This window comes from Streptomyces sp. MBT53, from assembly GCF_016654115.1.
Classification (GTDB): domain Bacteria; phylum Actinomycetota; class Actinomycetes; order Streptomycetales; family Streptomycetaceae; genus Streptomyces.
In genome coordinates, this window is record NZ_JAEQAZ010000233.1 from 1 (window position 1) to 11792 (window position 11792).

Here is an 11792-nt window from a genome sequence, read left to right on the forward strand (position 1 = left end):
CGGCGGGGCCGGTCGTGGCACATCCGGCGGCGAGTGCGCCCCCGGCGACGAGCCCGGCACCCGCACGCAACGCCGTACGGCGGTCGGTCGTGGTCACCCGGTCCATTTAAGGGGCGCAGAGCGAGAAACCGGGGCATTAACCCGATCGAGGGACCCAGACGGGTCGCGTTCCGAACAGGAGTCCTACGACGGTTCTCACCTTGGTCCTACGACCGTTTCAACGGTCGGCGACCCGCATCTCGAACCACGTCGTCTTGCCGCGAGGCAGCAGGTCGACTCCCCAGCGGTCGGAGAGTTTGTCGACGAGGAACAGGCCGCGACCGCTCAGGTCCATCTCCTGGACCGGCATCAGACAGGGCAGCCCCCGGGAGGGGTCGCGGACCTCGACGCGGATCCAGCCGCGGCGGCGCTTCATCCGCAGTCCGAACACCCGGGCGCCCGTGTGCCGTACGGCGTTTCCGACCAGTTCCGAAACCAGTAAGACGGCGTCCTCGGTCATTTTCGGGCTGAGTCCCCAGTGCCGTAGGACGACGATCTGGGTGAGTCGGCGGGCCGCGGCGGCGGACTCGGGGCGGGACGGGAGCGGAACTTCAGCCTCCGTCGGATCACCGAACAACTCGATCGCTTTGAGTGCCCGCTCGTCCTCGACCGCAGGCGACCAGCGCGCCGCGGTCGCACGGCCTTGTCCCCGCGGCTGTCCGATACCTTCCAGCCCCGCCATGCGTCCATCATGGCCGCCCCGGACGGCCTCCGGGGCGGTTCCGGAGGAATACGCCCCCCGGAAGCACCCGTTCCGCGACATCCGATTGACATATGCCAACGGCATTTCGGCGTCGGCCGCAACCCCTCCGACCTGCGGTGAAGGCTCTGTTGGAGGCAATCGACAGGCTCCCTCGACAAGGCAGGCTTAAGGTCACCTTAAGGTTCCCATAAACCATCCTGTCGAGGGACCTGTATGAGACATCGCGTCAATTGCAAGTGGCTGAGCGGTATTTGACCATCCGGTTCACCGGACTTCGACGGTCCGGTTCACTGGAACTTCGCCTTGCCGGGGCCCTCTTCGACGAAACTGCGCATCCCGATCTCGCGGTCCTCGGTCGCGAACAGCCCCGCGAACCACGTCCGTTCGACCGCGAGCCCGGTTTCGATGTCCGTCTCCAGACCGGTGTCGATCGCTTCCTTGGCCGCACGGAGCGCGATCGCCGGTCCCTGCGCGAGCTTCGCCGCCCACGCGTGTGCCTCCGTGTACACCTCGGCGGCGGGCACCAGCCGGTCCACCAGGCCCAGTTGGAGCGCCTCGTCCGCCTTGACCATCCGGCCGGTGAAGATGAGGTCCTTCGCCTTCGACGGTCCGATCAGCCGGGCCAGCCGCTGCGTGCCGCCCGCACCGGGGATGAGGCCGAGCAGGATCTCCGGCTGCCCCAGCTTCGCGTTGTCGGCCGCGATACGGAAGTCCGCGCACAGCGCCAACTCGCAGCCCCCGCCCAGCGCGTAGCCCGTGACGGCCGCGACGACCGGCTTGGGGATGCGGGCCACCGCCGTGAAGGAGTCCTGCAGATCACGCGACCGCGCGACCATCGCCGCGTGGTCCATGCGCTGCATCTCCTTGATGTCCGCGCCCGCCGCGAACACCTTCTCCCCGCCGTAGACGACCACGGCCCGCACGTCCTCGCGGCGCGTGGCCTCCTCGGCGAGCTCCTTGAGGCGGTCCTGGGTGGCGGTGTCCAGCGCGTTCATCGGCGGGCGGTCGAGGCGGATGGTGCCGACGCCCTCGGCGACTTCGAGATTCACGGTCATGCACGCAGGTTAACCGCCGCTAACGACAACGGGCCCGGTGCTGTCGGTCACAGCACCGGGCCCGCAGTACGTCGCTAGGAGAGCGTCACGCGGTCCACTTGGCCCACGACATGTTCCAGCCGTTGAGCCCGTTGTCGGGTGCCACGGTCGCGTCGTTGGAGTTCTTGACGACCACGACGTCACCGAGGATCGAGTGGTTGAAGAACCAGGCGGCCGGGACGGTCTTGCTGTAACCGCCCTTGACGTCCCGCAGGCCTATGCAGCCGTGGCTGGCGTTGTAGTTGCCGAAGGCGTCGCCGCCCCAGTAGTTGCCGTGGACGAAGGTGCCGGAGTCGGTCAGGCGGGTGGCGTGCGGGACGTCCTTGATGTCGTACTCGCCGCCGTAGCCGACCGTTTCGCCGTTCATCCGGGTCACGGTGAGCTTCTCGCTCATGACCATCTGGCCGTTCCAGGTGTCGTAGCCGGGCTTGCCGGTGGTGACCGGGATGGTCTTGATGGTCTTGCCGTCCTGGGTGACCTTCATCGTGTGCTTCTTGGCGTCGACGATGGAGACCTGGTTGCGGCCGATGGTGAACTTGACCGTCTTGGTCTGCTTGCCGTAGACGCCCGAACGGCCTTCCACGCCGTCGAGGTTGAGCTTGACGGTGACCTTGGTGCCGGACTTCCAGTAGTTCTCGGGGCGGAAGTCGAGGCGGTCGTTGCCGAACCAGTGGCCCTCGACGTCGACGGCCGGCGAGGTCGTGATGCTGATGGCCTTCTTCACGTCCGAGGGGTGCGTGATGCCCCGGGTGAAGCGGATGGAGAACGGCATGCCGACGCCGACCGTGGAGCCGTCCTCGGGGGTGAAGTAGCCGACGAAGGTGTTGGCCGGGGTCAGCGTGGTGAAGCTGGAGTCCTCGGCGGCGACCCGGCCCGCGGAGTCCTTGGCGACCGCGTGCACGGTGTACTTGGTGGAGGCGGCGAGATGCGTCGCGGGAGTCCAGGTCGCGCCGCCGCCGGTGATCGCGCCGTCAACCTTGGCGCCACCGGCGTCCTTCACGGTGACCTCGGTCAACTTGCCCTTCGCGGCACTGATCTTGAGGGCGCCGCTGGTGTCGACGGACTTCGAGCCGTCCTTGGGGGCGATGGTGACGACTGCCTGCGACTGCTTGGTCTGGGCCGTGTCCGAGGCCTTGTCCTTGCTGTCGCCCGAGCCTGTGCCGGAGCCCGAGTTGGAGCCACCGCCGCCGCCTCCGCACGCGGTGACGGCGAGCAGCAGCACGCCGAGGATCAGCGCCAGCAAGCCCTTGTTTCTCCGGCCGCGCGCGTCAACCGACGCCCCCGATATCGGTCGCACGTTCAAGACTTTCTCCCCTCGCCGGGCCTGGTCCGGCCCGCACCCCTTTGCGCATCTGACGTGCGCGTCCGCGCATATTAACTGCCAGGATTTGAGCTTCGTGTCAGGTGATTGTCACCGTTCGGTCGCAACTTCGACCGGCGCCTGACATCGGGTGCCCGCCCCAACTCCGCTCACTTGACCGCACTGCCCGCCTTCCACTCCTTCCAACCCATGTTCCACCCGCCGAGGCCATTGTCGGGAGCGACCTTTTTGTCGTTGCTGTGCACGACCTCGACCACGTCCCCGACGATGCTCCGGTCGAAGAACCAGCCGGCCGGGGTGTCCGAGCCGCCGCCCTTCACGTCCCGCAGCCCCACGCACCCGTGGCTGACGTTGATGTGTCCGGGAGCGTCCGGCGCCCAGTAGTTGCCGTGCAGGAAGGTGCCGGAGTCGGTGAGCCGCATGGCGTGCGGGACGTCGGGGATGTCGTACTCGCCGCCGAAGCCGACCGTGCGGCTGTTCATCCGGGTCACCTCCAGCATCTCCATGACCACCATTTTTCCGTTGTACGTCGTCCGCCCGGGGGCGCCGGCGGTGATCGGCACGGTGGCCAGGAGGTCGCCGTCGCGCCGTACCTCCATCGTGTGCTTGACCGCGTCGACCAGGGAGACCTGGCTGCGGCCGACGGTGAAGGAGAACGTCTTGTACTGGAGGCCGTAGACGCCGGGTGCGCCCTCGACGTCACGGAGGCGGAGGGAGACGGTGACCTGGGTGCCGGGTTTCCAGTAGGACTCGGGGCGGAAGTCCAGGCGGGCCTTGCCGAACCAGTGCGGGCGGACCTCGACGGCCGGCTTCGCGGTGATGTGGATCGCGCGCTCTACGGCGGCCCGGTTCTCGATCTCCCGGTTGAAGCCGAGGGAGACGATCATCCCGGTGCCGACGGTGGCACGGTTCTCGGGGGTGACGTATCCGATGAACCGTTCGTCGGGGACGTAGGTCGTGAACGTGGTGTGCCGGGCGGAGCGGCGGCCGTCGCCGTCGAGGGCGACCGCGTCGACGGTGTAGCGGGCGGCCAGGGAGAGTTTCGGGTCCTCGGGTTCCCAGCGCAGTCCGTCCTCGGAGATACGGCCCGGGACGGGGGTGTCCTGGGCGTCCTGCTCCTTGACGACCTGCACCGACTCCAGACGTCCGCTGGGCACCTTGACCAGCAGCCGCTGGTCGGGTTTGACGCCCTTGGCGGTGTCGTCGGGCGAGATCCGGATCACATCCTCGGGCGCCGGTGCCTTGCCGAAGAGCTCGTCGATGCCGCCCCCGCCCGCGCCGTCGGAAGTACAGCCGGTGGCTCCGGCCAGCAGTCCTGCCCATGTCAGTACGGCGGCCAGTGCGACCCCCGCGCGCCGCGCGCGCCCTTGTGCATGCCTCACGGGGTGCTCAACGAGCGGCCCTGCCTCAGGGAAACGTGAGTGCGACCCAAGCTCTGGGCAGAACAGTGGGGAGGATGGCAGGACAGGGGCTCGCGACCGGGACGTCGCGCGCTCTTCACCTCGTCGTTCCATGAGCCGCAGGAGGCCGGACGGTGTCGAGCGCAGCCGAGCAGGAGGCCGTGCAGGAGGGGCGCGTCGAAGGCGACGGCGTGCCGGTGGAGCGTGCTGTGGAGGCCGTACCGGCACCGCGGGCCGCCCCCCTGCTGAACGGCGCCCCGCACCTGCCACCGGCCGTGCCCGTGTGGCCGGGGACGCCGATGCCGTTGGGCGCCCGGTTCCGGGTCGGCCCGGACGGAGTGGCGGGCACCAACTTCGCCCTGTGGGCGGGCGGCGCGGAGGCGGTCGAGCTGTGTCTGTTCGACGAGCAGGGGGCGGAGACCCGCGCCCCGCTGACCGAGCTGACGCATGAGATCTGGCACGGCTTCCTGCCGGGTGTCCTGCCCGGGCAGCGCTACGGCTTCCGGGTGCACGGCCGCTGGGACCCGTGGACCGGCGCCCGCTGGAACCCGGCGAAGCTGCTCCTCGACCCGTACGCGCGGGCGGTGGACGGCGAGTTCGGGCTGCCGCCCGAGGTGTACGCGCACGTCCGGGACTGGCCGCAGCAGCAGGTCGCCGACACCGTGCGCGACGACCGCGACTCGGCACCCCACGTCCCCAAGGGAGTTGTGGTCCACGACGACACCACCGACGACGAGTGGATGGACGACCGCCGCCCGAAGACGCCGTGGGCGGACTCGGTGATCTACGAACTCCACGTGGGCGGCTTCACCAGGCTGCACCCCGGGATACCCGAGGAACTCCGGGGCACCTACGCCGGGTTGGCGCACCCGGCCGCGATCGAGCACCTGGTGAAGCTGGGCGTGACGGCCGTGGAGCTGCTCCCCGTCCACCAGTTCGCGCACGAGGACCATCTGCTGCGCAAGGGCCTGAAGAACTACTGGGGTTACAACTCGATCGGCTACTTCGCCCCGCACGCGGCCTACGCGGCGACCGGTACGGCGGGTCAGCAGGTCGGCGAGTTCAAGCGGATGGTGCGCGCGCTGCACGAGGCCGGGATCGAGGTCATCCTCGACGTGGTCTACAACCACACGGCGGAAGCGGGTGAGTTGGGCCCGATGCTGTCGTTGAAGGGCATCGACAACCGCGGCTACTACCGCCTCCAGAGCGACGCCCGCCGCTACGCGGACTACACGGGCTGCGGCAACACCCTGCACGTCGTCCAGCCGCACGTGCTCCGCCTGATCACCGACTCCCTGCGCTACTGGGTCACCGAGATGGGCGTCGACGGTTTCCGCTTCGACCTCGCGGCGGCGCTGGCCCGCTCGATGCACGACGTCGACATGCTGTCCCCGTTTCTCGCGGTCATCGCCCAGGACCCGGTGCTACGACGGGTGAAGCTGATCGCCGAGCCCTGGGACGTGGGCTCGGGCGGCTACCAGGTGGGCGCCTTCCCGCCTCTGTGGACGGAGTGGAACGACCGCTACCGCAACGCCGTCCGGGACTTCTGGCGCGGCGCGCTCCCGGACGTACGGGACCTCGGGTACCGCCTGTCGGGCTCCAGCGACCTGTACGCGTGGGGCGGCCGGCGCCCGTACGCCTCCGTCAACTTCATCACGGCGCACGACGGTTACACCCTCCGGGACCTGGTGTCGTACGAGCGCAAGCACAACGAGGCCAACGGCGAGGGCAATCGGGACGGCACGGACGACAACCGGTCCTGGAACTGCGGGGTCGAGGGCGAGACCGACGACGAGCGCGTACAGGCGCTGCGGCGACGGCAGTTGAGGAACCTCCTCACCACGCTGCTGCTCTCGACCGGGGTGCCGATGCTGGTCGCGGGCGACGAGCTGGGGCGGACGCAGCGGGGCAACAACAACGCCTACTGCCAGGACAACGAGATCAGTTGGGTGGACTGGGAGCTGCGGGAGGACCCGGGCTGGCGGGCGCTGACCGACCTCACCGCCCGGCTGATCGACCTGCGCCACCGCCACCCGGTGCTGCGCCGCCGGGCGTTCTTCTCCGGGCGGGCCCGATCGGCGGACGGCATAAGGGACTTGGCCTGGTTCACCGCGCGCGGCACGGAGATGACGGAACGCGACTGGTACGCGCCCGCCGCCACCCTCGGCATGTACCTCTCGGGCCGCGACATCCCCGGCCGCGACGAACGCGGCGACCCGATCCTCGACGACAGCTTCCTCGCCGTCCTGCACGCGGGCGACCGGCCGGTGAGCTTCGTGCTGCCCGGGCCGCCGTGGGCGGAACGGTACGAGGTGGTCGTCGACACCTCGCGGGAGGAACAGGCGGAGGCGCCGGGGGTGGTGCACCGGGCGGGGTCGGCGATCACGGTGCCGGCGCGGGCGGTGCTGTTGCTGAAGGTGCTGGGCTGAGCACTGCCCTCAGCCCAGGATCCCCCGGTCGTACGCCGTCGCCACCGCCGCCGCGCGGTCCTTGACGCCCAACTTGCCGTACAGATGGGTGAGATGGGTCTTGACGGTCGCCTCGCTGATGAAGAGTTCGCGGGCGATCTCGCGGTTGGAGGTGCCCTTGGCGACGAGGGCCAGCACTTCGCGTTCGCGGGCGGAGAGCGGTTCGTTGCCGGGGGTCTGGGGGCCGCGCACGGCGGAGACCAGGCGGGAGGCGACGGCGGGCGAGAGGACCGTACGGCCCTCCGCCGCCGCGCGGACGGCGGTGAACAGTTCGTCGCGGGGCGCGTCCTTCAGGAGATAGCCGGTCGCGCCCGCCTCGATCGCGGGCAGCGTGTCGGAGTCGGTGTCGTACGTCGTCAGGACGAGCACCTTCGCGCGGGCGGCGCGGCGGGTCAGCTCCCGGATGGCGTCGACTCCCCCGCCGGCCGGCATCCGCAGGTCCATCAGGATCACGTCCGGGTCGAGGGCGGCGGCCCGCTCCACGGCCTCGACGCCGTTCGACGCCTCGCCCAGGACGCGGAATCCGGGCGCGGACTCGAACATGCCGCGCAGACCGTCCCGTACGACGGGATGGTCGTCGACGATCAGCAGGGAAATCAGGGGCTCGTCACTCATGGCGGACCAACGGTACGCGAGCCGACAGGGCAGTGCCGTGCCCCGGCTCCGACTCGACCGCGAGGGTGCCCGCGATGCGCTCGGCGCGGGCCCGCATGCCGTCGAGGCCGAAGCCTCCGGTGCGGGTGCGCTCGGGCAGCGCGAGGGGGTCGAAGCCCTGTCCGTCGTCGCGGATGTCGAGGATGACGTCCTCGCCGAGGAAGGAGAGGGTGACGCCGACGCGGGTGGCCCGGGCGTGCCGGGCCGCGTTCGACAGGGCCTCCTGGGCGATGCGCAGCAGGGTCGCGGAGACCTCGTCGTGGAGCTGTTCGGTGGTGCCGGTGACGGTGAACTCGGCGCGTACGCCGGTGCGTTCGCCCCATTCGGCGACCGTGTTCTTCAGCGCCTCGGGCAGTCCGTCGTGCTCCAGGGCGATCGGCGCGAGGTTCTGCACGGAGCGGCGGGCCTCGCCGAGGCTGTGCCGGGCGAGCGCGGAGGCCCGGTCGAGGTGGGTGCGGGCGGTCGTCAAGTCGGGTGCGTTGGCCACGACTTGGAGCTGGGCGATGATGCCGGTCAGTCCCTGGGCGATCGTGTCGTGGATCTCGGCGGCCAGCCGCCGGCGTTCGTCGGCGACCCCGGCCTCCCTTGCCTGGACGAGGAGTTGGGCGTGCAGGGCGGCGTTCTCGTCGAGGGCCTGTTGCAACGCCGTATTGGTGCGTTCGAGTGCGGTGATGGTCTCGTTGCGCTCGCGGGAGCGCCGGGTCTCCGCCTCCTGCAGATGGGCGACCGCCAACTGCAGCGCGGACATGGCGATCAGGAGCGCGCCGAAGAGGATCCACTGGACCGCGCTCCCGAACGGCATCCCGCCGGCCTGCGCACCGGCCACGGTCACCGAGGTCGCGACCAGTGCGAGTCGCTGCCGGTTCCTGCCGGGGATCAGCTCGTCGGCGTCCATGTAGCCGGAGGCCGCGTAGAACGCGAAGAACGGGTCGATCCAGGTGAGGACGAAGGCGAGGGCCCAGCGGACGACGTAGTACGCGGTCCCCGTCCGCGACGGCGTCCGGCCGCGGCCGGGGCGGCGGACACGGGTGGCGTGCCACCACAGCTGGAGGACGAGCGCGGCACCGGCCAGGGACCAGCCGGTGTACCACTCGGCGCCGCTGTAGTCGAACAGACCGGCGGAGGCGACCGCGAGGACGACACTGATACCGAGCAGCCCGTACGGCCCCCATGTGTGCAGCTGCTCCCAGCGCCGGTCGATCTGGCGGTCCCTGGTGGTCATCTCCCCAGTCTGCACGGCCGCCGCCCCTACTCCCAGCGGAACCAGCGCGAGGCGCCGACCGTCAGCACCACGGTCCAGGCCACCAGCACGCCCAGGTGCGTCCAGCCCGGCCAGTCGCCGGCCGCCGCCCGGTTCAGGGCCTCCGCCGCGGCGCCGAACGGCGTGTAGCCGACGATCCGCGCCATGACGTCCGGCATGGAGTTCACCGGGATCCACACCCCCGCGCAGAACATCATCGGGAAGAACACGGCCGACCCGATGGCACCCGCGATCTTCGTCGTCCGCGACAGCGCGGAGACCACCGCGCCCAGCGCGAGCGCGGCCAGGATCGCCAGGAGCAGGGCGAGGAGATAGCCGAACGGCTGCTTCGGGAGGCGTACGTCGAAGGCGAGGCGGCCGACGATCAGCGCGCACAGGGCGGAGGCCAGGGCCGCCGCGCCGTAGACCACCATCTGCGCGGAGAGCAGGGCGGAGGGGCGGACCGGGGTGGCGGACATGCGGCGGAGGATGCCGCGTTCGCGGTAGCCCGTGAGGTTCTGCGGCATCGACTGGAGCGCGCCGACGATCATGCCGAGCAGGACGGCGACGGGGACGTACACGTCGATCGTGCGCAGGCCGCCGAGGTCGGCGTCGTGGTGGCGGAAGCCCGGGATGGAGCCCAGGATCACCAGCAGCAGGGTGGGGAAGGCCAGAATCCAGAAGAGGGCGCCCGGTTCGCGGCGGAAGAGGCGCAACTCGGTGCGCAGGACTGCGGTGTTCATCGGGTGACCTCCGTCAGGTCCAGGAAGGCGTCGTCCAACGTGGCGTCGGAGACCCGGAGTTGGTGGGCGGTGATGTGGCCCCGGGCGAGCAGGGTGATGACGGCGTTGACGGTCTCGTCGGTGCCGGAGAGCGTGATCCGGTCGTCCTTGCGGGCCACGGAGGTGAGCGCGGGCAGCGCGTTCAGGTCACCGTCGTCGAGCGGCGCAGAGGGCGTGAAGCTGATGACGGTGGAACCCGCCGAGCGGCGGATCAGCCCGTCCGGAGTGTCCAGCGCGGCGACCCGGCCCTTGTCGATCACGGCGATCCGGTCGCACAGCCGCTGCGCCTCCTCCATGAAGTGCGTGACGAGCAGCACGGTGACCCCACTGGCCCGGACGTCCTCGATGAGCTGCCAGGTGTCGCGCCGGGCGCGCGGGTCGAGCCCGGTGGTCAGTTCGTCGAGCACGACGACCCGCGGGTTGCCGATCAGCGCGAGCGCGATGAACAGGCGCTGCTTCTGACCGCCGGAGAGCTTCGCGAACCGGGTGGTCAACTTGGCGGTCAGACCGAGGCGTTCGGCCAACGGCCGCCAGTCGGCGGGGTGCGGATAGAGGGCCGCGTACAGCTCCAGGGCCTCGCGGACGGTGAGTTTGGCCTGGAGTTCGCTCTCCTGGAGCTGGGCGCCGAGAACGCGGGCGACCTGCTCGTGGTCGGCGACGGGGTCGAGGCCGGTGACACGGACCCGGCCCGCGTCCGGGACGCGCAGTCCCTCGACGCACTCGACGGTGGTGGTCTTGCCTGCGCCGTTCGGGCCGAGGATCCCGAAGATCTCGCCCTCCTCGACGGCGAACGAGACACCGTCGACGACGGCCCGGCCGCCGTAGGACTTGCGCAGTGCGGTGACTTCGATGACAGGTGTGGCTGACATGCTTCGAGAATCCCGGGAAGGCAGGGCCGGCCACATCGGCCATCGCGCTCGAAGGGACATCAACCGATCGGTTGATGCGCTGCTACGACCCCCTGGTCGGCCAAAACTAGGTGGGCACTGTCAGTGCCGGTCCGTAGGCTCGCCCGTGATGTCGACGACACGTGCAACCCCCATGGACCACACCGGTCGTTCCGCCGTACGCACCCTGCTGCGGCTGTGGCCGTACGTCCGCCCCGTGCGGGTACGGCTGTTCGCCGCGGCCGGGGTGGCCGTCGTCGCGTCCTGTACGGGGCTGGTGTTCCCGCTCGTCCTGAAGTGGATGGTGGACGGACCGGTCGCCGACCGGGACACGGCGGGGGTGTGGCTCGGGGCGCTGTACCTGCTGCTGCTCGGCATCGCGGAGGCGGGCCTGTTCGGGCTGCGGCGCTGGCTGGTGGCCCGGCCGTTGTCACGGGTCGAGGCGGAGATGCGCGCGGATCTCTACCGCCATCTGCAACGCCTCCCGGTGGCCTTCCACGACCGCTGGCCCTCGGGTCAGCTCCTCTCCCGGGGCACCACGGACCTCATGCTGCTGCGCATGTTCTTGGCCTTCCCCCTCACCTTCCTGCTGGTCAACGCCGTGACGATCCTGGTGGGCGTGATCATCATGCTGCTCCAGGACTGGACACTGGGACTGGTGATCCTGGGACCCGCCGTGCCGGTGATCGTCACCTGTGTGATCTTCGAGCGGCGGTACGCGCATGTGGCGCGGCTCGCGCAGGACCAGGTCGGCGATCTGACGACGGTCGTCGAGGAGAGCGTGCTCGGCATCCGCATCATCAAGGGCTTCGGCCGCCACCGCAGCCAGGCCCGGGCCTTCCGTGACCTCTCCCGCACCCTGCGCGGCACCGAGCTCCACAAGGCCCGTCTGCTCGCCGCGATCTGGGGCGTCATCGTCACCCTCCCCGAACTGGCCCTCGGCGCGACCCTGGTCCTGGGCACGGTCCAGGTCGCGGACGGCAACCTCTCGGCAGGCACGCTGGTCGCCTTCCTCTCCACAGCACTGGCCCTCCGCTGGCCGGTGGAGTCGATCGGCTTCCTCCTGGCCATGAGCCAGGAGGCGGCAACGGCGACGGAGCGCTATTTCGAGGTCATGGACGAAACGCCGGAGCAGGAGGCGCCCCAAAGGAGCGCGGGGCTGTATCAATCTGCGGCTCCGCCGCGGGGCGCGCCCAGCCCCCAC

Annotated in this window: 10 protein-coding genes; 2 read left to right on the top strand and 8 right to left on the bottom strand. The window is 70.1% G+C overall.

The window, feature by feature from the left end:
• Positions 1-217: 217 nt before the first annotated feature.
• The 4 genes from JHN45_RS45105 to JHN45_RS45120 form a co-directional block, all read right to left on the bottom strand.
• Entirely contained in the window at positions 218-721 is a 504-nt protein-coding gene (locus JHN45_RS45105) for an ATP-binding protein (RefSeq protein ID WP_019074483.1), read from the bottom strand.
• 308 nt (positions 722-1029) lie between these two features.
• Entirely contained in the window at positions 1030-1797 is a 768-nt protein-coding gene (locus tag JHN45_RS45110; protein ID WP_200712372.1) for an enoyl-CoA hydratase/isomerase family protein, read from the bottom strand.
• Between the two features lie 85 nt (positions 1798-1882).
• On the bottom strand, positions 1883-3139 hold the full coding sequence (locus JHN45_RS45115) for an Ig-like domain-containing protein (RefSeq protein WP_201055210.1): 1257 nt from the start codon (positions 3137-3139) through the stop codon (positions 1883-1885).
• A gap of 167 nt (positions 3140-3306) precedes the next feature.
• The gene (locus JHN45_RS45120) at positions 3307-4539 is read right to left on the bottom strand and encodes an Ig-like domain-containing protein (RefSeq protein WP_200712370.1); all 1233 of its coding nucleotides are present in this window, start codon (positions 4537-4539) and stop codon (positions 3307-3309) included.
• Between the two features lie 152 nt (positions 4540-4691).
• On the opposite strand from JHN45_RS45120, the gene glgX reads away from it, so the two are divergent.
• A complete protein-coding gene (gene glgX, locus JHN45_RS45125; RefSeq protein WP_201055211.1) occupies positions 4692-6986 on the top strand; it encodes a glycogen debranching protein GlgX in 2295 nt (764 codons plus the stop codon).
• Positions 6987-6995: 9 nt separating this feature from the next.
• Here glgX and JHN45_RS45130 read toward each other — a convergent pair whose 3' ends face one another.
• The 4 genes from JHN45_RS45130 to JHN45_RS45145 are packed head-to-tail and all read right to left on the bottom strand — an operon-like array spanning position 6996 to position 10570.
• Entirely contained in the window at positions 6996-7640 is a 645-nt protein-coding gene (locus JHN45_RS45130) for a response regulator transcription factor (protein WP_019074477.1), read from the bottom strand.
• Positions 7633-8901 (bottom strand): sensor histidine kinase, encoded by a 1269-nt coding sequence (locus JHN45_RS45135; RefSeq protein ID WP_200712368.1) that lies wholly within the window; start codon positions 8899-8901, stop codon positions 7633-7635. Before JHN45_RS45135 ends, JHN45_RS45130 begins: the two co-directional genes overlap by 8 nt.
• A gap of 26 nt (positions 8902-8927) precedes the next feature.
• On the bottom strand, positions 8928-9662 hold the full coding sequence (locus JHN45_RS45140) for an ABC transporter permease (protein WP_200712367.1): 735 nt from the start codon (positions 9660-9662) through the stop codon (positions 8928-8930).
• Complete coding sequence (locus tag JHN45_RS45145) at positions 9659-10570, bottom strand: ABC transporter ATP-binding protein (protein ID WP_201055212.1); 912 nt, start codon at positions 10568-10570, stop codon at positions 9659-9661. Before JHN45_RS45145 ends, JHN45_RS45140 begins: the two co-directional genes overlap by 4 nt.
• Positions 10571-10718: 148 nt before the next feature.
• On the opposite strand from JHN45_RS45145, the gene JHN45_RS45150 reads away from it, so the two are divergent.
• The coding region (locus JHN45_RS45150) for an ABC transporter ATP-binding protein (RefSeq protein WP_236584801.1) at positions 10719-11792 on the top strand (1074 nt) is incomplete at its 3' end.

Excerpts from the sequence above, each read along its gene's own strand:
- JHN45_RS45105 (WP_019074483.1), bottom strand. The coding sequence starts at position 721 with ATGGCGGGGCTGGAAGGTATCGGACAGCCGCGGGGACAAGGCCGTGCG.
- JHN45_RS45110 (WP_200712372.1), bottom strand. The coding sequence starts at position 1,797 with ATGACCGTGAATCTCGAAGTCGCCGAGGGCGTCGGCACCATCCGCCTC.
- JHN45_RS45130 (WP_019074477.1), bottom strand. The coding sequence starts at position 7,640 with ATGAGTGACGAGCCCCTGATTTCCCTGCTGATCGTCGACGACCATCCC.
- JHN45_RS45135 (WP_200712368.1), bottom strand. The coding sequence starts at position 8,901 with ATGACCACCAGGGACCGCCAGATCGACCGGCGCTGGGAGCAGCTGCAC.
- JHN45_RS45140 (WP_200712367.1), bottom strand. The coding sequence starts at position 9,662 with ATGAACACCGCAGTCCTGCGCACCGAGTTGCGCCTCTTCCGCCGCGAA.
- JHN45_RS45145 (WP_201055212.1), bottom strand. The coding sequence starts at position 10,570 with ATGTCAGCCACACCTGTCATCGAAGTCACCGCACTGCGCAAGTCCTAC.